Annotated in this window: 18 protein-coding genes; 5 read left to right on the forward strand and 13 right to left on the reverse strand. The window is 40.2% G+C overall.

The genetic code is table 11. The annotated features are described in order from the left end of the window. The first annotated feature begins 424 nt into the window (after positions 1 to 424). Positions 425 to 1,561 (forward strand): ISAzo13 family transposase, encoded by a 1,137-nt coding sequence (locus tag AC1DCD_RS08920; RefSeq protein ID WP_008449745.1) that lies wholly within the window; start codon positions 425 to 427, stop codon positions 1,559 to 1,561. A gap of 167 nt (positions 1,562 to 1,728) precedes the next feature. On the opposite strand, the gene AC1DCD_RS08925 is transcribed toward AC1DCD_RS08920, so the two are convergent. From AC1DCD_RS08925 to AC1DCD_RS08970, 10 genes are all read right to left on the reverse strand, one after another. Further along, positions 1,729 to 3,894: a TonB-dependent receptor gene (locus tag AC1DCD_RS08925; protein WP_464641322.1), complete on the reverse strand. Its 2,166-nt coding sequence runs from the start codon at positions 3,892 to 3,894 to the stop codon at positions 1,729 to 1,731. 65 nt (positions 3,895 to 3,959) lie between these two features. After that, on the reverse strand, positions 3,960 to 4,742 hold the full coding sequence (locus AC1DCD_RS08930) for a tetratricopeptide repeat protein (RefSeq protein WP_008449717.1): 783 nt from the start codon (positions 4,740 to 4,742) through the stop codon (positions 3,960 to 3,962). Between the two features lie 45 nt (positions 4,743 to 4,787). Continuing rightward, positions 4,788 to 5,240 (reverse strand): hypothetical protein, encoded by a 453-nt coding sequence (locus AC1DCD_RS08935; protein ID WP_230586368.1) that lies wholly within the window; start codon positions 5,238 to 5,240, stop codon positions 4,788 to 4,790. Between the two features lie 77 nt (positions 5,241 to 5,317). Next, complete coding sequence (locus AC1DCD_RS08940; RefSeq protein WP_008449671.1) at positions 5,318 to 6,040, reverse strand: ABC transporter permease; 723 nt, start codon at positions 6,038 to 6,040, stop codon at positions 5,318 to 5,320. 147 nt (positions 6,041 to 6,187) lie between these two features. Next, positions 6,188 to 7,054 (reverse strand): ABC transporter ATP-binding protein, encoded by an 867-nt coding sequence (locus AC1DCD_RS08945; protein WP_232214123.1) that lies wholly within the window; start codon positions 7,052 to 7,054, stop codon positions 6,188 to 6,190. Further along, positions 7,038 to 7,922, reverse strand: coding sequence for a SagB/ThcOx family dehydrogenase (locus AC1DCD_RS08950; protein WP_009012966.1), 885 nt, complete (start codon positions 7,920 to 7,922; stop codon positions 7,038 to 7,040). The genes AC1DCD_RS08945 and AC1DCD_RS08950 overlap by 17 nt, the downstream gene beginning before the upstream one ends. Before the next feature lie 4 nt (positions 7,923 to 7,926). Beyond that, positions 7,927 to 9,222, reverse strand: a complete 1,296-nt coding sequence (locus tag AC1DCD_RS08955) for a YcaO-like family protein (protein WP_036868358.1) — start codon at positions 9,220 to 9,222, stop codon at positions 7,927 to 7,929. A gap of 12 nt (positions 9,223 to 9,234) precedes the next feature. Continuing rightward, complete coding sequence (locus AC1DCD_RS08960; RefSeq protein ID WP_346748772.1) at positions 9,235 to 9,873, reverse strand: TOMM precursor leader peptide-binding protein; 639 nt, start codon at positions 9,871 to 9,873, stop codon at positions 9,235 to 9,237. Further along, positions 9,870 to 10,196, reverse strand: a complete 327-nt coding sequence (locus tag AC1DCD_RS08965; RefSeq protein ID WP_346748773.1) for a hypothetical protein — start codon at positions 10,194 to 10,196, stop codon at positions 9,870 to 9,872. The genes AC1DCD_RS08960 and AC1DCD_RS08965 overlap by 4 nt, the downstream gene beginning before the upstream one ends. Positions 10,197 to 11,086: 890 nt before the next feature. Continuing rightward, a complete protein-coding gene (locus AC1DCD_RS08970; RefSeq protein WP_009012962.1) occupies positions 11,087 to 11,266 on the reverse strand; it encodes a hypothetical protein in 180 nt (59 codons plus the stop codon). 423 nt (positions 11,267 to 11,689) lie between these two features. Here AC1DCD_RS08970 and AC1DCD_RS08975 point away from each other — a divergent pair, with 423 nt between their 5' ends. From AC1DCD_RS08975 to AC1DCD_RS08990, 4 genes are read left to right on the forward strand one after another with little or no spacing between them, the layout of a single operon-like run. Then, positions 11,690 to 12,967, forward strand: coding sequence for a radical SAM/SPASM domain-containing protein (locus AC1DCD_RS08975; RefSeq protein WP_008449654.1), 1,278 nt, complete (start codon positions 11,690 to 11,692; stop codon positions 12,965 to 12,967). Between the two features lie 8 nt (positions 12,968 to 12,975). After that, a complete protein-coding gene (locus tag AC1DCD_RS08980) occupies positions 12,976 to 15,249 on the forward strand; it encodes a TonB-dependent receptor (protein ID WP_009012961.1) in 2,274 nt (757 codons plus the stop codon). Continuing rightward, positions 15,250 to 17,439, forward strand: a complete 2,190-nt coding sequence (locus AC1DCD_RS08985; protein WP_008449702.1) for a peptidase domain-containing ABC transporter — start codon at positions 15,250 to 15,252, stop codon at positions 17,437 to 17,439. It begins immediately after the preceding gene. 17 nt (positions 17,440 to 17,456) lie between these two features. After that, positions 17,457 to 17,936, forward strand: a complete 480-nt coding sequence (locus tag AC1DCD_RS08990) for a hypothetical protein (RefSeq protein WP_008449756.1) — start codon at positions 17,457 to 17,459, stop codon at positions 17,934 to 17,936. Between the two features lie 174 nt (positions 17,937 to 18,110). On the opposite strand, the gene AC1DCD_RS08995 is transcribed toward AC1DCD_RS08990, so the two are convergent. The 3 genes from AC1DCD_RS08995 to AC1DCD_RS09005 form a co-directional block, all read right to left on the reverse strand. Next, entirely contained in the window at positions 18,111 to 18,527 is a 417-nt protein-coding gene (locus AC1DCD_RS08995) for a hypothetical protein (RefSeq protein WP_009012960.1), read from the reverse strand. Further along, on the reverse strand, positions 18,524 to 19,819 hold the full coding sequence (locus tag AC1DCD_RS09000) for a site-specific integrase (RefSeq protein ID WP_008449741.1): 1,296 nt from the start codon (positions 19,817 to 19,819) through the stop codon (positions 18,524 to 18,526). Before AC1DCD_RS09000 ends, AC1DCD_RS08995 begins: the two co-directional genes overlap by 4 nt. Positions 19,820 to 19,883: 64 nt before the next feature. Next, the gene (locus tag AC1DCD_RS09005) at positions 19,884 to 21,113 is read right to left on the reverse strand and encodes a site-specific integrase (protein ID WP_008449768.1); all 1,230 of its coding nucleotides are present in this window, start codon (positions 21,111 to 21,113) and stop codon (positions 19,884 to 19,886) included. Between the last annotated feature and the right edge of the window lie 355 nt (positions 21,114 to 21,468).

Consider the following 21,468-nt stretch of genomic DNA (forward strand, 5'->3'; position numbering starts at 1 on the left):
AGATGATAATGTGGAGTCAAATTGCTCCATGATTGAAAATAATCCCCCAAAAGGAGTGAGTCTCTCAGATTTAATTTGTATCTTCGCCATGTCTATCGTTGGATTCTCTTGTTTTTTTTTGCAACACTAAGATAAGTGAAAATTCTGACATGGCAAAATCCTGAGCAACTTTTTGTTGCTCAGGTACTTAAAAAGTTTAATTTATAATAGTGTTGCGGAATTAAGGTTTAATTAACTGATACGTAATGATATACGTTGTTGTTTAATTCTTTGTTGTCGTTTATTTTTTGTATCTTTGCCCTTGCGCAGGGCGCAGGTGGAAGCATACAAGAGAAGACATAGCGAGTGCGACAAATCAGGGAGTTTCCCAGAAGTCGCCAATCTGGACGAACGCCAACGCAGGTTGTTCTGTGCCCACAAGGCGATGGAACTTGGAACGCACGGCGTGAGTCTGGTCTGCAAAACATATCATGTCACCAGAAATACAGTGTATAGAGGTATTCACGAGCTTGAGAGCGGGGACACAATTGCTGCCGGACACATAAGGAAGAAAGGTGGAGGCAGAAAGAGTATTCTCAGTGTTCATCCCGAGTATATCGACATCTTCCGGGAGATTACGGAAGATGCCATAGGCGGCTTGCCGCAAGATGAGAGCGTACGCATGCTTTTCTATTCGCCTGGCATCATAAGAGACAAGATGGAGGTGGATTACGGAATAAGCATAAGCTATCACACCCTCAAACAAATCATATCCAAAGAGGGATTCAAGAAACGCACTCCGAAGAAGTGTACCTCGATGGCAGAGTGCAATAAAAGAAACGAACAGTTCGAGAAAATCTCCGCAATGAGAAGCATGTGTGAAGAAAATCACATACCCGTCTTCAGTATAGACACGAAGAAGAAAGAGTTGGTCGGCCCATTCAGAAGAGGCGGACAGGTATACTGCGACAGGTCGCCGCGATGCAGGGACCATGACTTCCCCTCCTTTGCAAGCGGCAAAATCATTCCCTATGGCATCTACGATGTTCAAAAGAATACTGGATACATGAGCTTCGGAATAAGCCATGACACAGCCGGGTTCTTCTGCGACAACTTCAAGTACTACTGGTATCGTGTGCTCCAAGACATCTATCCACATGCAACTGCCATCATGTTGCTCTGTGACGGTGGAGGTTCCAACAGCAGTTCCAGCAGGCTTTTCAAGCAAGAGCTGATCAAACTTTCCGAAGACCTCCATATTGACATAATAGTGGCGCACTATCCCCCGTACACGTCGAAGTGGAACCCCATTGAACACAGGCTTTTCTCTCAAATCACCAGAGTATGGAGTGGTATTTCCTTCGAGAGCGTTGAGCAGGCATGCGAACTTGCCGCAGAGGCCAGAACGAAATCCGGCCTTTGTGTCTTCACCAACATCAACAGAAAGAAGTACGACACTTCTCGTTGTGTGGATAGCAATTATGATGATGTCTGTCAACGGCATATTACCTTTGATGAAGAGCTACCGAAATGGAACTACAAGGTTTCATGGAGAGACAAAAAATACCAAGTTATTTTTTAAACGTTACTAAGTAATGATTAAAAAATAACTTGGTACATTTTCGGAGCCGAGGCATCGGTCTTGAGCAGTGTATTCAATTGATGAAAAACTCCAGAAATGGAACTATATGGTTTCATGGAGAGAGAGAAAAAAATACCAAGTTATTTTTTTATCATTACTAAATGGTTTTAAAAACGAAGTTGCATTCCCGTGTAGATGGAACGTCTGTTATAGTGTCTGTATCCTGTTATCGTAGAATAGTCTTCGCTGAACATTATGGCGCTTTCATTCTTGATGTCAAAGATGTTGTTGACAGTCAGAAAGAATATTAAATTGGATGATTTTAAGGTCAGCACTTTGTTGTAAGAGAAGTCAACGCTGCAATATCCTGAATATTGTTTCACATTATAATCGCCATATAAAGGTTTGTATGCCCCTGTTTCATTTATCTCGGCATTTATTATCGGGCTATAATAAAGCCCGGGCCGGGTTAAGCAAGACAGTGAGACAGTGCCTGCTTTCTTATGATAGTAAGAAATAAACGCTTTTATTAAATAGTCCATCCGGTTGTACGAGTTATACCATTTGCCCCCATTTCTGAATTTGGAATAGAGATAAGTGTATGCAAGTGAACCTGTCAAATTTTCGTATTTCTTACTCATACTGATTTCCGCTCCCCATATTTTTCTTAATAATCTTTCGGAAGTATCTGTTTCAGAAAAGTTTTCCTTCAGATTTTCTTTCTTATGATATGTAACCAACCGGAGATTGAAATCATTTCTCGAAAATGAATACTCCAATGAATACTGCCTCGTTGATATGGAGGAAAACTCCTGTGTGTTGTAATATGGGGTTGCATATCCGTTATACTTCCCTAAAGAGGCCAATATAGAATTATAATTATTGAATGAATATTTTATGTTCGTTTGATAAGACCAATATCCGGATTGTTCCTTGACAGGTATATTTTTTCTGATTCCTACACCTAAAGTTAATTCGTTAAAGATCTGCACTCTGTTATACAGATAAAATTCGAGGTTGTTGTTTGATATACTGTTTTCAAAATAATAACTTGGGTTTTCAGGTTTTACCGCAAAATAATACTTTGGAAACCGGCTCCGGTAATTTTGCTTGGTATATTCATGTGAAAAACCGGATTGTAAATTCCATGACGGAGTGAAATAATATTTGAAATCGAAGTTACTGTATACATAGCAGTTCTTTTGCTTGGATAAAATATTGCCAAATTTAAAGTCCTCGTTTGAAAAGTCTGTGCCATTGTTTATTGAGATAAATCCTTTGCCCAATTTGTATTTGAAATTCAGAATATTGAAATTTCGTCTTTTACCTGCATCCACTGTCCCTGAAAAAGTATAAGAATAATCATTAGCCAGATACTTTTCATTAATAAAATAGGAATAAAGATTGATGCTTAACCTTTTGGTTAATTCTGTATGAAAATTCAAACCGGTATCTTCTGATGAAAATTTATTAATATCCTTATTATTTGCATTGACCCATAAATAAGGTTTAGAAAATTGATAATTTCCATATATCTGAAGAAAACTTTTTTTATTAATGGGCTGAGAGTGGAGGAAACCGATATTTGCAAGTGATAGAGAGAGAGCCGTTTCGCTTGCTGACAACTTCTTTATTGTGCCTATCTCTACCAGGCCCGCAGTTGCATTGCTGTAGACCAATGGGGGATTACTGGCATAGACGTTTTGCTCTTCTATCATTTCTGTATTGAACAGACTGAAATTTCCGATTCCATTTATCTGGGAATTGCGTACGGGTTTATATACCGGTACTTCATTTAACATCACTCTTGACATATCGCCGGCACTTCCTCTCAATTCGACATTGGCACTTTCTGATACATTGGTGGATGCAGGAAGGACAGTGACCATTTTCAATGCGTCACCGGCAGAAGAAGGGGTATTATAAATATCAAATTTAGAAACTTCTTTTATTGAGAATTCTCTTGATAAAGATGGATTAGCCATAATCACTACTTCTACAAGCATCTGTTGATCTTCTTCCATAACGATTGATATCTCTTTGCTTGTATCTAAGTGCACTGTTGGAATGATTTTGGTTTTCAGACCTAAAAAAGAGATGATCAACGTATCATTGTTGAAACTATGGCTTTGACACCGGAGAATAAAATATCCATTTATATCAGAAATGGTTCCCTTATCAGGTTCTTTTTTCAGATAGACATTGGCCGCCAATATAGGTTCACCTTTCTTATCTGTTATTTTTCCCTGTATATTCGCATCCTGCGCATATATATATGATGACCTGATTAAAAACAGGAGAAACAAACTGAATAAATGGAAGTCTATTCTCATGTTCGATCGGATATTTAGCTATTTATAAATCGTTTGATTTTATCTTACCTATGTAGGTGGAGGGTTTATTTATTGATTATTTTTTTGTACTCACCAATAAAGTAACTGTTCGGGTATTCTTTTTCCGCCATTTGTACATATTTCCTGGCTTCGTTCATTTTTTTGTTCTGGATGTAATATCGGATTAATAGTTCGAAAGCATATTCTCTTCCCCAAGTAGGCAGATATGGGTTTTTTATGCTTTTAGGCACTGTTGAAATAGCTTTTTTCAAATAATACTCCACTTTTTTCCCACCACCGAAACTCGCGGGTGTATAGAAATCATTGCTGCCCAGAACGTACCATCCTCTCAGATTCGTTGAATCAAGCTTCAAAGCTTTCTCTGCATTTCTTGTGATTTTAGATGAAAGGACTCCGGCGGCCATTCCTGAAGTGAATTGTATATAAAAACTTTGGGTCAGAGCCAGCAATGCATAATCTTCCGAGTTCTTGTTATTCATTTTTTCCAGAGTTATATATGCCTCTTTGATAGCTTTTTTGCTTTTGTCTTTATCTCCCAGCTTTGCATAAAAGACGCTTTTATAATAATTGACGTAAGATTTCCAATAAAGTACGATGTTATTTTGACTTTTCAGTTTATTTAGCTTTTGGGAAATACTGTCAAGAGGAGAAACGGAATTCCGGGCGAAACAGTTGTTCATGGCTGTCTCGATTTTGTCTTGGATGCCATTTAATATATTCTCTGGAGTTCCGACAGAAGAATTACGGTTCATACCGGTTGCATGCGTACTTGTAGTGATAGTTGCAATGGCAAAGAAAGTAACAAACAAAACGATAAACTTTTTCATATTTTTTCTTTTTAACGAGTTGATAAATTAAAGATATATGTCAATTCACAGGATGATAGAAGGTAAAAGGTGAGGTGATAATAGAGCAATCACCACAAATACCCAGCCTACGAACTGCAAATACCATATATTGCTATACATATATTTTTGAATAATAAATGAACGGTTAGCCTCTATTTCTTTGTAAGTTAATTTGTTACCTACTTTGAGTTGTAATTTTAACCATTTCATGTATTTGTAATAGCAAAATAATTTTGTGTAATCCGAGAAGAATGGATTCGTTTCGAAAATCAGTTGAGTGGCGAATGCCATATAAACCGGATAAGGGACTTTGAACATACTTCCGTAAATCATTAGCATAACGAATAAGAACCATGTCATAGCATTGCCGCTTATCAGGAATAAAAAATTCTTTTTATTAGACACTTGTGCGTTGATGACAGAAACATAAATATGAGGCAGAGGTTTCCAAGTGCCCCCTATTTTGTCTATTTTCATATTTACGGCCTTTGCTGTCAATACATGAGCCAGTTCGTGGAGCATCATCAGGATAATGAAAGTAATTATAAATGTGATCATTGTTTACTCCTTTTTACTTGAAATCTTTTGAAACAAAAATAGAAAGCTATCATGAAAGCCGCGGCCCACAAAGCCAAATACAATGTATAGGTATAATCACCTCTGAGAACTTTCAACACGGGCGTAATCGGGGAGAATTCCACAATGCCTTCGAATACGGGATTTATTTCTGTCATCGGATAAAATGTGTCACTTAAAAATATCAGTCCAAAATAGATGATGTTGATTAATCCTTTTTCGCTTTCAGCTTTCATGTTGGTGAAAGAGAGCAGTAAGCCCAAGAAAGAAAACTCTATTAATCCCAATATTGATCCTGACAGTATGGAAAGGTATTGCGGCACGTTTAATGTCACGCCAAATATGGCTCTACCTAATATAAACAGTATTACAAAAGAAAACAGGATGTAAATCATCCGGCTGAATACCAAACTGATAATATGAGTAATGATGTTGTAAGGCATTACTTTTATGAACTTCATGACTCCTGATGTGTAATACTGTTTGATAACCCCGCCAATAGCGAATAATCCGTCACTGGCTATGGTCATAGCGCAAATTCCCGTCAGCAAGAATACACAATATTCTTTGTTGTTGATTCCCCATATACTGGAAAATATAAGGAAAATAAATGCCGGAAATATCACCGTAAAAAATACGGCTTGCTTGATTCTCATGGAAGAAAGCAATTGATAATAGATTGAAGCTATGAGTACTTTCATCTTTCTGATTTTGTTAAGTAATGATTAAAAAATAACTTGGTACATTTTCGGAGCCGAGGCATCGGTCTTGAGCAGTGTATTCAATTGATGAAAAACTCCAGAAATGGAACTATATGGTTTCATGGAGAGAGAGAAAAAAATACCAAGTTATTTTTTTATCATTACTAAAATTTGATATATATCCTCTAACTCAACAGGCATAAGTGAAAAATTGTAGGTTCGGGTCTGAACCTTTTGTAATGTTTTGGTATCTTCTCTCTTCAAGTATATTTTGAGGAATTTATCATCTGGGATGACCAATACATTTTCATCATTTTCAAAAGGATCAGTGCCGGACAGTTCTTTAGAGATGACAATCTTTTGCTGATATGCCGACTCATTTATCAATTCCTGCGGGCTCAATGCTTTCGAGATAATTTTCCCTTCGTAGATAAAATAGATTTTGGTTGCATATTTTCCGGCTTCTTCCCAAAGATGTGTCGTGAACAGGACACCCCGGTTTTTGCTTTTGAAAATATTCCTCCAGATAACCTCCCTTATCATCGGATCGAGATCGGCGGTCGGTTCATCCAGAATCAACAATGACGGGTTATGTAATACGGACAAAAAAATGGCAACCCTTTTTCTTTCCCCTTTTGAAAGTTGATAAAAGAACCTATTCTTTATCTTATCTAATTCAAGGAAATCGTAGATGTCTCGTGGCAATTCCGATATGTTATAGATTCTTCGAGTGAATCCGATTATTTCTTTGACTTTTAACATGGGGAAAATAACCGGATTATCCCAAAGCACACCAATATTCTGTTTGTTCTGGTCGAAGTTGCCTTTTCCGAAAAATGCGAAATTGCCGGATGAACATTTCATCATATTACACAACAACTCAATGAATGTTGTCTTTCCGGAACCGTTCTGTCCTAATAGAGCTACAATTTCTCCAGGATTAACTTCCAGCGATACATTGCGCAGGATGGAAGTACCCTGAATCGAAAAAGAAATATTATTTGCTTGTAACATTGTCATCTTGAACCTCCTTGTTTTTTCCAATTACAATCACATTTTGCACAGTTTCAAAGGTTCCGTCAGCAGAGAGGATCTGGTTGATGTTGTCATCAACGTAGCTTCCCAGAACGCAAGAGCCAAGTTCGAGAAATTCGGCGAGTAACGAGATGTTCTGAGTTAAAAATCCAACTTCCTGAAGTATAAATCGGTAGCCTCTGTCGCCATATTTGATAAGTACTCTCTCAAAGAAGGACGTGATGAAGAACACGCAACTACAATGTTGCAAATCCACGAAAGGTTCTGCTACGAGATTTTCTCTTAAATATTCCATATAATCTTCTTCTTTGATGAATTCGAGAACTGACTTATTGGGGCTATAATGGTAAATTCCTTTAGGCAATACACTTGTATTCAAATATACGTATAATTCAAGTGGATATAAGGCACCTGCAGATGGAACCGTTCTGAATCGTAACGTAGCTTCTGATTCTTTATTAAAGTCTTCTCCGCTAATTCCATAGCTATAATGGCAGAGTAGCGCCAGCTCGTTGAGCGAAATGGAGTAAGGAGAATAGGCTCTTCCGGAACGGCGCTTAGCAAGGATATTGAATAGATTGGTTTTTTCACTACCAGGCATCTCTTTGAGATAAGGTTTCAAATCATACTCTTTGCTGGTGGGAAACACTTTATACGGTTGGCACGAGCGTTGGTGGACGTATTTATTGGAGAAACTTTGGATACTTTCAACTTGTTTGCGAATCAGAAACTTATCAAATTTCACATTCTCGTTAAAAATCAAAGCCAACGATTCACCAAAATTTTTAGCTCCATATAGTCCTGAATCTAAGCTTGCTATTAATGCTTTTGATTTTATTGTTTTCATATTATTAAGGGAATGGATGTGGATATACATTTAATTCTTCAAAAGGATAGCATTTGTAGCCTAGTTCCTGCGGTATCGTATATAGTCTTTTTCCGCCCAGGAAATAAAAGGAATACGCACCACCCATTTGTATTAATTGAGGAACGATAACCCTCAGACAATAGAAGCCTGCCTGATTTACATCAGGAGTCGTGATGTCTTTTACTAATACATTGTAACCTTTGGACTTCAGTACGCTGGTAATGTGCCGGATGTTCTCTTTGGTTGAGCGTACAGACTCTTCAAGAAAATCAATCTTTCTGGTCGGCTTTGTTTCCGTCCAGATTTTGAAGACCTCGCACAGTTCTGGTTTTTTTATATATAGTATAGAATGGTCTTCGAAATCCAGTAATGTATGAAAGTTTTCAGAAGGCTGCCAATTCTTTTTCTCTCCTAACAAATATCTGAAATAGCTGACGCTTTGCCCCATTTCGAGAATAACTTTCTTCAATGCTTCGCCATAGGTGTCTCTTGTCGCAGTGCCTACGGCTACAAATTTACCATATTCGGCTTCACCGAAACAGATACCATAAACTGTCGGAATACCTAAATCGTAAGTTATATCCATAAAATGCCACTCGTAGCTTGCTGGAAAACGCTCATGGATAAAATGGCTGATATCCTCGTCTATAATAATTTTTGGAGCGCTTATTTTCTGCCACCAAGTGAGAGAAAACGAATCTCTTTCAATGACTTCATGTAATGCAACCAGCAAAGCCTTGTCCCAATTCGTATGTGCTGCCAAGCCTGTTGATGTACTTACATTTATCCATTGCTTTTCACATGACCAGGGAAGATAGATGCATGCTCCGGGAACCCAGGTTTCTTTCCCATTAGTAATATCCATGCATTTATCCCAATGTAATTCGATATTCTCGTCGAACCGATGGAGAGGATAATTTTCCTGGGCATATTGCTTCTCATGGAACAAGGCATATTCCGAGGGCGGTATAGCGTGTACTTTTAGATTTTTATAAGAACTTAGGATCATATTCTCTTTATTGTAGAATACGGGGCAATACCTTTCTACCGTTTCACCTAAAGTTCCCATAAATGACTTTTGCAGATCAAAGTTACATCCGCTACTTCTTCCTTCATACTTTTCTGCTCCGAAAGCCAGAGTGTTGCTGGGCCAAATACCAAAGCTTACAAGTTTAGGATCGTAATTGAGCCTGGGTAATTTGGATACATGATTTACGATTCCAAACTGATTGGAAATCAGCATTGTACCTTTAATCAGAGAGTTGTTGACTGCATCCATTGTTTTTTTATGTTAAAGAGTTACTGATTCGAGCCACGGAGCCGGATTATAATCCAATGCTGGTTTACATACATGACAAATCGGAGCTTTTATAAAAGTATGCTTTTCTACTTCATAATTGGACGGATTTATCAATATACAACACTTCCAAGTTTCCGGGGGATACCAGGCATAAAGAAACTTCAGCATATCTGCAATTACAATAGCGGAAGCCATATCCTTTACTACCGGTTGGATATTCAAGTCTGGTTTTGCTGATGCTTTCTCTGTTTCAAGGTATTTAACGTAAGAGTCATTGAAGTTGATGAATTCGTCATTGCTCCTTATTCTATTTTTGTAACAATCATAACATCCTGTGTATTTGCCGTGGAAAATCGGCCCAATACTGAATTTTCCAGAGAAAGTCAGTCCTTCAATCAATAACCATGGTTTGCTGTGTTTCAATGCCTTCTCGTTGATAATGTGCATTTTGTACGGATTCCAAGTCAAAGAATCAACAATGATAAAATCGCTGTTACAGAGGATTGACTCAATTGTTTCATCCGACAATTCATCTATTGAGTAGATAACAAAATGTTCTATGTTATATTCGGATGATTTCTCTTTCACTTGGTTGCCAAAATCTGTATTGCCAATATAAGCAATCTTCATTTCTGAAACCGGTTTGTGATTGACTTCATTATATATATATCAGAAATAACAGTGGCACCTTCTGCTTCGAAATTCAGTTCATCTAGAATTCCACATTCTTGTAACTCTTTTACTACATCCAAAAGTTTGTTATAGTCAGCCTTATTTAATAGTTTTTGGATTGTTGAAAAAGATATTTTATCCCGTGTATCGTACAATCTGATCAAGTCTTTAAAAATCAGTTCTTTTTCGGAATCTGTAAATTCTATGGTTGTTGTATCTGTTTTGGTTCTTACTTGATACAGTTTATTGTCATTATCGAAGAATATATCAAATTGTTTCATTGTTTTTTAATTTAATGGGTAAAATCGAAACCAGCTATCTTCCGCTTCTTCCTTTCGTGATGAATCGAAAGATAGTCTGGCTTCAAAAACAGACTTGTTGATTTTTGATAGTTGTTTGAATAACTGCTAAAATCTCATTCTGCGTAACAGATAAATGTGAATAATCGTACCATAAACTAATAATCGTAGTATATGTGTGTGATTTCACAACAACCTCGTTTTTAATGATTTAGAGAATAGCTGACTCAAAACGAGCTACACTCATTTGGCTACTATTAGGCTACAGCAGCCTGTTCCATGGATGCACTGGAGGAGAAAAGTGACCAGCAGCAGCAACATGAATTGCAATTACAGCAACAACCTGAAGCAACAACTTTAGCTGCATAATTTGTGTGGCTTAGTAGTTTTTTCGTTTTCATAATTGTATTATTTTAAAGAAACCTACTCGTAAGCTTTTCGGTATCCGCTCCTGTTTACACAGCCAGGACTGTTTCATATATTTCATTTACAAAATACACATATATAATGTGTGGCAAATATATGGAAATTCTTCGAGATATGCAAGGATTTCTCAAAAAAATAAGCGCCACAGCTTGTTTTTAGTAATGATTAAAAAATAACTTGGTACATTTTCGGAGCCGAGGCATCGGTCTTGAGCAGTGTATTCAATTGATGAAAAACTCCAGAAATGGAACTATATGGTTTCATGGAGAGAGAGAAAAAAATACCAAGTTATTTTTTTATCATTACTTAATTAACATCCCGTAAAAAAATAAAAGAGCCATATCAAGTATGGTAATGAACGATATGGCTCTTAAAGTGTTGAAGTTTCATTATCATCTACCACGAAATACCTTCAGGTACACGTTGAAATGATGTAGAACTGTTCATTAAGCATGTTGTACCCCCGGTTGAGATTGATCTGTCACAATAATAACATCACATCCGCATCCGGCAACATTGTTAGAACATCCTGTCTGAGAGGCTGCCATTTCAGAAGCTCCACCCTTGACTTCAAGCGACTCCATTAAGGATAATTCCTCAACTGAAAAAAGTTTTTGGTTTTTCATTTAATGTAACATTTAATCGCCTTCTTACTGCTTCAGGCATTGCATTCTTTTGTCGTCAAAATTAGAAAAATATATAGTTGAGTTCAAATAATTTCGATGTTTTCTTGCAGGTTTCCTTGCAAAATCATACTTTTGTATGATAATATATAATCTTTCATGTAACATTATATAGTCAAAAAACGTGAACACGTAAAAAACTCCATAGAATGACGATTTTCGATATTTTAAAAGGGTTAAAAGAGGCAGACGACAACACACAGAGTATCCGGAGTCAAGCCACCAGTGATTATTCTCCTTATATAAAAAGTGCCCAAGCTACTGATAGGCTTGGATATGGAAAAATAGTTCTGATTGATTTCTGTCAATATACTTTTCTATATATATCACCATCTATTTTTTCAACTCTACTAAGTATTGTAATATATGAAAGCAAGTAATTATAACTATATAATATACCAAAATAACCAATCTTATTGGTACAATGGGCTTGAACACACTTATTTTAAGCTTCCCAAGGATTTAGGGTTAAAAATAGAGAGGCTACTCACAGACAAAGAAAGAATTGAGTTCATCCCTAAAGTTCTAAAAGACAAGCTATCAGCAAGTGGTTTCATTGTGCCGGATAATACTGATGAGCTTTCAATAATTAGGAAAAGATATTGTGATTCAGTAAACAAGAAGAACTATCTGTTAATCATTCTACCAACCTTGGATTGCAACTTTAAATGTTGGTATTGCATACAAAATCATATACCTTCAAGAATGTCGAAGAGTACAATGGAGAATGTGATGACACACATCAAATATATGATTGATGTACAGAATATAGAATCACTTCAAATCGAATGGTTTGGTGGTGAACCGTTAATGTACTTAAAACAAATTATAAAGCCAATATGTGAATTCGCACAAAAAGAATGTGAGAAAAAAGGTGTAAAATATTCAACAACAGCTACATCAAATGGTTACTTCATTTTCCCCAAAAACATTCCATTAATTCAAAAACTTGGCATGACGCGGTTTCATATTACATTAGATGGACCCAAACAGAACCATGATAAAGTAAAATATCAGAAAGGTTGTGATTCTGCATTCGATCATGTTCTAAACAACATCAACCAATTGCTCAGCAATACAAAGGCTGTTAATATTCTATTGAGAATTAACTATACTGACGAGAATCTAAATTATGAAATAGTAGATCAAATCAACCATCACATTACAATGGCTAATCGGGGAAGAATAACGATTACCCCCAAAAAAGTATGGCAAGAAAAGGTAAGGAAAGATAGATATAAAGACATCGGAGAACTTCTTAATTTATTTGAACAATCTGGTTATAACACAATACGTCTGGACGTTATCACAAACTTCGTTCCATGTTACGCTAGTCGTAAGTATTATAATGCCATTAATTTTAATGGTGATGTTATAAAATGTACGGCATGCAATGATTTGTATGAGAACAAAACTCATGGCATTATTCAAAACGATGGTTCTATTTCTTGGAACATGGATTTTATCAGAAAATATGAGGTGAAATCCTTTGAGAATAAACGGTGCTTACAATGCAAACAACTTCCAATTTGTATGGGGGTGTGTCCAAGGGATAATGAATATGTAAATGCGTGTAAATTCGATGGAATGGATATCAATTTGGAAGATTCGATGGTAAATTACATTGATTCAATGTGTAAATAATTTATATTATGGTGGCAAGAATTTTCACAACGTTATGGTTTGCCTTTGTAGTCTCGTTGATAAGCAGCAACGCACAGAACAGGATATACGGTACGGTGACCGATCCGTCTGGCTGTCCATTAGCCGGCGTTGACTGCGTATTGGCCAGCTTATCTGACACGGCAGCCATTGCTCACACGTTGACGGATTCAAAAGGAACCTTCAGTTTGAATGTAGACGAAGACGGACAGTTCCTGTTGAAATTCTCTTGTTTAGGGTATCGGCCACAACAGCTAACGTGCAAGCGTGGCGATGTCGGAGTGGTCAAGCTGACAGAAAGCATACAGAACCTTTCAGAGGTCACTGTGTCGGCTCAAGGGCTAAGAAGCTTCGGCAACGCAGACATCATCCTGTTAGACAGGCGTGCCAGACAGATGGGAAACAACGCTTTGGAGGCCATCAGTAGCCTGCCGCAATTCAGACTTTCAACAAACAGCGGTGAACTGCTGACGGCAGATGGTAAAATTGTCTTGGTGCTGATTGATGGAATCAGGAGGTCGGTACGTGAACTGATGCTGCTCAAAGCCGACGAAATAAAGACCCTGCACTACTATTCCAATCCGCCTGCAAGGTTTGCGCATGAGAAGATAGGTGCTGTATTAGATGTAGCGACTAAGCGCACCAACAAAAGGCACTATTCACTATATCTCGACACCAAAAACAGTATCACCACAGGATATGGTACCAACTTGATTTCCACCAGTTATAGCGATTCGCTCAACAAGGTGTCTGCGGCATATTTTCTGGACTACAGACATCTTGACCGGAACACCATGGAAAACCGTTATGTCTATCCGGATGTGACGAACGATTACAAGGGTCTGTCGGGTAAATACACTGGTACCTACCACATAGGACAATTATTCTATCAGCGTTTCCAAAACAGCAACCTTTTCAATATCACTTTAGAATATCGTAAGTTTCCGGCTACCCAGCAATACAGTCAACAGCTCTTGCGGACGGGTACATTGGAAGATGCCAACCACAGAAGGCTTCAAAGTGACTTTTCATCCATATCGGCCAACATCTACTTCGGACACACCTTCCGTAAAGGCAACAGTCTGTCGGTCAATGTGGTGAACACTTATTTCAAATCCAATTCGAACAATAATCTAACAAACACCTCGGGAACGGGAACGTTTACCAACGTCGTCGACAACAAGTCTTACTCGCTAATAGCAGAAGCACTTTATACTGACAAACTGTGGCAGGGAAATATACAGATAGGAGCCTACTATCAATACAAAAACCTGCGTCAGACAGACGGGGCATCCAATTTGTCGACAGTGAATACGCAAAAGGAATACCTATACGCCGACTACACCAATCAATGGGGGGCATTGTCCTACAACCTGGGAATCGGTGTGGAGAACAACCGATATAGAACTGCGACGAAGGCAATAGCCAACTACATCCTTATGCGGCCTTCTGTTTCTCTTAATTACCAGCTGCACAAACACAGTTCGCTACGCCTGACGTCGTCCATAGCATCTGCGGTTCCTAACGTCGGTCAGCTCACAGATAGTCGTACCGTCGTGGATGAACGATTCTATCTACAAGGCAACAGCAGTCTGAAGCCCTACCATTTCTACCGCACCGAACTTAGCTTCCAGTATGCGTCGGCCAATAATATCTGGTTTGTCAAACCTTCCGTCAGCCATGCCTACTATCCCAGCAAGAATATGACAGTTGTTTCCGCTGACGGTTCGGACTTCGTGAACCAGATTGTGGGCATCCGCCATGTCAACGAGTATGGCGCATCGCTTGTTCTGAGTTGCAGACCTTTCTCCTGGCTAACTTTACAGCCTTACTATAACTATCTGTCTTCCAAATACAATACGCCTAATCAGCGTGTCAACCACAATCTGAACAATGTCGGAATCTCTTGTCAGGTGGTGGCAGGCAAGTGGCAGTTCATTACCAACCACAATCTACCGATGACCACTGTTGAAGGTGATGTCTTTGAGAAGATTGGGTATAATGCGAACGCATCCCTTACCTATAAATTAGGTGCAATCACCGTGGGTGCCATGTTCATTTACAATCCCGATCCTTCCAGGATTTATGCGGACACTCCTTCATTCCATTTCGTAGAAAAGACCCGATGGGGTAATTTCAAAAATCTTGTGGCACTGACTTTCGTCTATTCTTTGTCAAAAGGCAATTCACGAAGGCATCTGGGTAAAAACATTAATAATAGAGACAACGACTCCGGTCTTACCAAATACAACACAGCAAAATAAATGTCCTTTTATTTTTATAGGCAACATGACGCCATGCAGTGTGGGATTGCCTGCATGGCTATGGTCTGTAAGTATTATGGTAGAAAGTGTTCATTTGAAACTCTATCAAATACCTGTACTATAACCAATGAGGGTGTTTCAATGCAGGCTTTAAAACAATTGGCAGAAGCCTTAGGTTTTGATGTGCTATGTGGAAAAGCAAGCTTGTATCAAATAAAAGACATAAATTATCCTTGCTTACTCCATTGGAACCAAAATCATTTTGTTGTACTATACAAAGTTAAAAAGAACGGATTCTACATTGCAGACCCTGCAAAAGGGCATGTAAAATACGACCTCGAAGTATTTAAGAAGCATTGGGTCAGCACTCAATCGGACGGTGAGGAGAAAGGAATAGTCATGTTCTTGGAACCCACACCAGCATTTTATGAAAAGCAGATGGAGGAACAGCCAACAGAGGAACGCTCGTTCAGATTCCTCTTTGGCTACATCAAGCAATATCGCAAGTACTTCGGGCAGATTGTCTTAGGTTTGCTCGTGGGCAGTTTGTTACAGCTTATTCTGCCTTTCCTCACCCAGTCTATCGTGGATGTGGGCATCAAAAACCAGAATATCGGTTTTATATGGCTGATACTCTTAGGACAACTGATGCTTACCGTGAGCCGTACTGCCATCGACTTTATTCGCCGTTGGCTGTTGCTGCACATCTCGCTGCGCATCAACATCTCATTGGTAAGCGACTTCTTCATCAAGCTCTTAAAGCTGCCGATGTCATTCTTCGATACCAAACTGATGGGCGACCTCATGCAGCGTATGGGCGACCACAGTAGGGTGAACACGTTTCTGACGCAACAGACGCTCAGTATCGTGTTCTCACTCTTCACCTTTGTGGTGTTCAGCATCGTACTGCTATCCTATAATTGGCTCGTCTTTGCCATCTTCATGCTCGGCAGTCTGCTTTATGGCGGTTGGCTTGCACTCTTCCTCAGGCGCAGAAAGGTACTTGACTACGAACTCTTTGAGCAGCAAGCCATCAACAACAACAAGACCTACGAGTTTATCACCTCCATGCAGGAGATAAAGCTCCAAGACTGCGAGCAGCGCAGACGCTGGGAATGGGAGGACGTGCAGGCAGACCTCTTTGGAGTGCAGATGAAATCGTTGAAACTCCAACAGACACAAGAGGCAGGCAGCATCTTCATCAATGAACTGAAAAACATCGTCATCACGGTGGTCGCAGCAACAGCCGTCATTCATGGACAACTCACGCTGGGTATGATGCTTGCCGTGCAGTATATCATTGGGCAACTCAACTCACCTGTCGAGCAGTTGATGAGTTTCTTCTATTCGGTGCAGGATGTAAAGATAAGCCTTGAACGTATCAATGAAATCCACCGTATGGATGATGAGAACGGAAAGCAAGGATTGGAAACAGCAGTGAAAGAAGAAAACGAAGGCATAGACCTTGAAAACGTAAACTTCAAATACGACCCTCACGCACTGAAAACTATTATAGATGATGTTAGTCTCACTATCCCCAAAGGTAAGGTAACAGCCATTGTGGGCGCATCGGGCAGCGGTAAAACAACGCTCATCAAACTCATGTTAGGCTATTACCCCGTATTGGGAGGTCAAATAACTATTGGCGGAACAGATGTAAACGCACTTAATAAGAAATGGTGGCGCAGGCAATGTGGCGTGGTGATGCAAGACGGTGTGATATTCTCCGAGAGTATAGCAAGGAACATTGCCGTAGATGACGGCGAGATTGACAAGGAGCGATTGCAGAAAGCTGCTGAAATAGCTTGTATTCATGACTATGCAATGGGACTGCCCTTAAAATACAACACTAAGATCGGTCGCGATGGCGTTGGTTTGAGTCAAGGACAGAAACAGCGTATCCTGATAGCAAGGGCAGTGTATAAGAATCCCGACTATATCTTTCTTGACGAAGCCACCAACTCGCTCGATGCCAACAATGAGCGTATGATAGTAGAACATCTTGATGAGTTCTACAAAGGCAAGACGGTGGTTATCGTGGCACACCGCCTAAGTACGGTGAAGAATGCTGATCAGATAGTGGTATTGGATAAAGGCAAGGTGGTAGAAATTGGCAACCACGAAGCACTCACAGCAAAGCGGGGTGCATACTATAACCTCGTAAAAAATCAGTTAGAATTAGGCAACTAACAGCAGAAAGGAATATTATGGCAGACAACGAGATAGAACTCCGCAGCGAGAAAGTAAGGCATATCATTGGCGAGATACCGTCAAGGATTGTCCGTTATGGTATCACGATAATCACCATTGTGATATTGGGACTATTGGTGGGCGCATATTTTATACCTTATCCCGAAACCATCAGTGCAAAGGTGCAGATGACAAATGCCCATCAAGGCACAATAACCGTTCCCTATAAATACGTGAATACGATAGCAAGAGGAATGACAGCGAACATCGAAGTTGAGGGTTACGATGCAGAAACATACGGAGTTGCAAATGGTGTAATAACAGCCACATCGCATACACCCCGACAAACGGCAGAAGGCAGCGTATTCACGGCACAGGTAAGGATAACGGATTGCAGGTATAAAATTATCAGCGGAATGGTGGGCACGGCATCTATACTTATAAGCAATGAAAGCGTGCTCCAGAGGATAGTCAAGCAAATAACAAATAGCATATAATTCCCTTTTTAACCGTAATGAAGCAGTGAAAGAAGAAAGGCAAATGTAGTTACTGCGTAGTACAATTATTTTGAGCAGCCAACTACACGTTAATCCTTTCTCTTTCACCGCTTTAACTCTTATTGTAGTAATGTAGTAAGATATAATCGGTGAAAGAAAAAGGAAATATATTCATTAGTTCTTGGTATTGCCTAACAGGAAGATTGGCGTTACAATGGCAGACTCTGTCTGCAATCTTCTACTGATGTACTTTCTGAATAAATGCGCTTCCATGCTGTCCAATAGAAAGGACAGGGCAATGATTGTTGAGAGCGGATAAAGTGATGCATAACCAACACACTCTCTACCATTGATAACTTCTTCTTGGCCTGCACCCCTTTCATCGGGATGCAAGTTGGAAGATTTTATTATCGCTTGAAGCCTATGATTGAGTTTTCTCCACGTCACACCGAAGAACCTCGCAAGTTCTCCCTCCGTCATGGCAATCTCGCCTTTACCCTTGTGGACAACCTGCATATTACTCCCCCAATCAAAGTAACTGCGATGATTGTACGTGCTATTTTTGCTCTTTGAATTATTGCTTGCTTTCATGCCGTTTCCTCCATTTTACAGGTTGCAAAATCCGAAGGTTCACAAGCCTCTCTCTCCGCAATTTCTTTCTCTTTTGCAGATTGCTTGGCAATGAGCCTGTCCATATCCTCCGAAATCTTCCTGTCCGTCACCTGCGCGTAAATCTGCGTGCTTGATATGGAGGCGTGCCCCATCATCTTGGCAATGCTCTCAATGGGTATTCCTGCACTTAAACTCATTGTACCGAAAGTGTGCCTTGCCATATGATAGGACAACCGTTCTCTGATACCGCAAGCCTTGCCCACAATGCACAGGTTCTTGCCCATTACGCTACGGCTGCAACTACGGGGGAAGACAAGGCTGTCGCCTTTTTCTTTCACCGTCTGCAGTTCTTCGTTTCCCTCCTGTTCTTCCCAACAATGGCGGATAATGGCCTCCGCTATTGGATGCAGCGGCACAACGAACTCCACCTTTGTCTTTTGACGTTCCTTTCGGATATACTTCCTCCCGCCCGCTGCCGTTTGGATATGCCCATATTGCAGAGTTTCCATATCAGCGATTGCCAGTCCCGTAAGACAGGAAAAGACGAACATCAGCCTTGCCAATTCCGCCTCGCTGTCATTCATTTTCATTGTCGCAAGTTTAGCAACTTCACTCTTTTGCAGGAAGCGTATCTTCTTTTCTTCTTTCTCATACTTGGCATGCTCAAAAGGATTGCAGCGAATAATCCTCTTGCTGACCGCACGGAACATCAGCCTGCTCAGCCAGCAGAGATAGTTGTTGATGGTCGTTCCCTTTAATCCGCGCTTTTTGAGAAAGAAGCGATATTCCTCAAACAAGTCCTCCGTAATGGTGGAAATGGATATGTCCTGCAATCCTTTATCTTCCACAAACTCACGGAGGTTCTTGTCAGAATGGGACAGATTCAGATAAGTTCCCTCCGCCCTTGACTTTCCAACGCTTTCCTTGAGTGCTTGCAGCTCCGCCCTGCTCATGGCAAGGAGGGTTGACGGATTCTCTGTTATGCCTTGCAGGTGGTTCTTGATAAGTTCAGCACTTACCACTCCGTCCCTTGTCAGTATATCCTGATAGGTCTTTTCCACAATTTCCCTGAACTCATGGAGTCTTTGATTGGTTTTCCTGTCTGTCGTCAAGCCCTGCTTGGTGTTCCACTCGGAGGGATTGCATTCTTCGCCCGTGGTAATGGTTGTGCTTTTTCCGTCTATGGTGATACGGCATAGAATGGCGGTATTGCCATCTGCCTTAATTTTCTGTCTGTTGATATAGAACATTATCTTGAATGTACTTCTCATTGTCTTGATGCTTTAATGTTTTGATTGATTGGATGAAAAAAAATAAGATGATGAGACTTTATCGTTAGATAGTCAGCTGCATATCACCTGTAAAAGAGAGGAAAAGGTCGAACTCCTCAAAAAGTTTCAGTGGAGTTACTTTGGCATAGCGTTCCGTCATGCTTATGTTGGAATGTCCCAGCATCTTGCTTACCGTTTCAATAGGCACACCCTGTTCAAGCGTGATGAGTGTTGCAAAGGTGTGCCTTGCGGTATGAGTGGTAAATGGAAACGATATGCCTGCACGAAGCCGCAGGGCTTTCAGACAGGTCTGATAGCTCTTGTACTTGATATAGGGAAGCAGTGTTTCCCTTTCATCGCAGTGAAACCTCTCTATCAGCCTAATGGCTTCGGGCAATAACTTGATACGGCAGGGTACGCCTGTCTTGTGGCGGTTGAATTTCAGCCACATTTTGCCTTCATCATCACGGACAAGGTGGGACTTGCTCAGTTCCATCAGGTCGCAATAGGCTGCACCAACATAGCAGGCAAAGAGGAATATGTCCCTTGCCGTTTCCATTTCTTCCTCCAAATCCTCAAAGCAGAGAGCCTTCAGCTTTTCCAACGCTTCCTTGTCGAGTGCCTTGGGGAGTTTCTTGTTGCCCTTTGATATCTTAACCTTGTCAAAAAGGAGCGTGTCTGCCAATCCCTCACGGTATGCCAATCTGCATACCGTCTTCAAATGCGTGGCTACATTATAGAACGTGCTTTCCTGAAAACCACACTCACCTAAGAAATACTGCTGGAACTCATGGATAAAATCCTCTGTAAGTTGCGAGAATGCCAAGTCCGAAACCTTGTACTTCCGTTGAATAAACTTCTGTAAATGTATCCGGGTGGAGTGGTAGCCGTGTATGGCTCCTTCCTTGATGTCTATACCTACATGGTTTTCTTTTTCCTTGATGAGTATGTCCAGCCTTTCGATGAGCATGCACCGTGTCTGCACGCTGCCCTGAAACTGCTCCTTCACATCGGTTGCGTCAAACGGGCATCCTTTGGAGAGCAGGGACTGATAAGCAGACTGAACGGACAGCAACAGGTTTTCCAACCTGCTGTTCACTTCCACCGCCTCACGGCTCTTTCCGTCCATTCGGCTCTCACGGGGATTCCACAAATCGGGATTGCAGGAGAGTTTGCAACTGAACTGGGCAATGGAACGGTCGATGGTTATCCGCCCCATAATCGGGGCTTTGCCCGACTTGTCAAGACCGCTCTTTTTGAGGTAGAGCAACACCTTCATTTTTCCTTGTTTCATACGCTTTAATTTCTGTGGGCAAAGTTACCCGAATTAAAGCGTTCCTCACTTACGCAGAAAACTGCCGACCGAAGCAACAGCCACACGAGCGAAAATAATTCAGTTACCGAATATTACTCCATCGTTACCTATGCTAGAATCGGGTAACGTTCTGGTAACTGAACTTCTGCCTAAATCTGCATATTGCTGCCCTTTTTGAAAGAGGCAGTTTTATGCAAATTGTTCCGTTTCCTGCTTATTATCAGTCAGTTTACACCAACTTCGATTTTACTTCATTTGGGTCAGTCGTAAAACCCAGTTGCAAGCCTTCTCCTCTCAGGCACATAATTTCATAAGCCTGTAAAGGAAGAAAGGA

The organism is Prevotella sp. C0209C1 (assembly GCF_056583855.1).

Bases quoted from the DNA above. Each gene is read 5' to 3' on its own strand.
- AC1DCD_RS08945 (WP_232214123.1), bottom strand. From the start codon at position 7,054: ATGTTACAAGCAAATAATATTTCTTTTTCGATTCAGGGTACTTCCATC.
- AC1DCD_RS08930 (WP_008449717.1), bottom strand. From the start codon at position 4,742: ATGAAAAAGTTTATCGTTTTGTTTGTTACTTTCTTTGCCATTGCAACT.
- AC1DCD_RS08935 (WP_230586368.1), bottom strand. From the start codon at position 5,240: ATGAAAATAGACAAAATAGGGGGCACTTGGAAACCTCTGCCTCATATT.
- AC1DCD_RS09000 (WP_008449741.1), bottom strand. From the start codon at position 19,819: ATGAGAAGTACATTCAAGATAATGTTCTATATCAACAGACAGAAAATT.
- AC1DCD_RS09005 (WP_008449768.1), bottom strand. From the start codon at position 21,113: ATGAAACAAGGAAAAATGAAGGTGTTGCTCTACCTCAAAAAGAGCGGT.
- AC1DCD_RS08985 (WP_008449702.1), top strand. From the start codon at position 15,250: ATGTCCTTTTATTTTTATAGGCAACATGACGCCATGCAGTGTGGGATT.
- AC1DCD_RS08970 (WP_009012962.1), bottom strand. From the start codon at position 11,266: ATGAAAAACCAAAAACTTTTTTCAGTTGAGGAATTATCCTTAATGGAG.
- AC1DCD_RS08965 (WP_346748773.1), bottom strand. From the start codon at position 10,196: ATGAAACAATTTGATATATTCTTCGATAATGACAATAAACTGTATCAA.
- AC1DCD_RS08995 (WP_009012960.1), bottom strand. From the start codon at position 18,527: ATGAAAGCAAGCAATAATTCAAAGAGCAAAAATAGCACGTACAATCAT.
- AC1DCD_RS08960 (WP_346748772.1), bottom strand. From the start codon at position 9,873: ATGAAGATTGCTTATATTGGCAATACAGATTTTGGCAACCAAGTGAAA.
- AC1DCD_RS08925 (WP_464641322.1), bottom strand. From the start codon at position 3,894: ATGAGAATAGACTTCCATTTATTCAGTTTGTTTCTCCTGTTTTTAATC.
- AC1DCD_RS08940 (WP_008449671.1), bottom strand. From the start codon at position 6,040: ATGAAAGTACTCATAGCTTCAATCTATTATCAATTGCTTTCTTCCATG.
- AC1DCD_RS08980 (WP_009012961.1), top strand. From the start codon at position 12,976: ATGGTGGCAAGAATTTTCACAACGTTATGGTTTGCCTTTGTAGTCTCG.
- AC1DCD_RS08950 (WP_009012966.1), bottom strand. From the start codon at position 7,922: ATGAAAACAATAAAATCAAAAGCATTAATAGCAAGCTTAGATTCAGGA.
- AC1DCD_RS08920 (WP_008449745.1), top strand. From the start codon at position 425: ATGGAACTTGGAACGCACGGCGTGAGTCTGGTCTGCAAAACATATCAT.
- AC1DCD_RS08955 (WP_036868358.1), bottom strand. From the start codon at position 9,222: ATGGATGCAGTCAACAACTCTCTGATTAAAGGTACAATGCTGATTTCC.
- AC1DCD_RS08990 (WP_008449756.1), top strand. From the start codon at position 17,457: ATGGCAGACAACGAGATAGAACTCCGCAGCGAGAAAGTAAGGCATATC.
- AC1DCD_RS08975 (WP_008449654.1), top strand. From the start codon at position 11,690: ATGAAAGCAAGTAATTATAACTATATAATATACCAAAATAACCAATCT.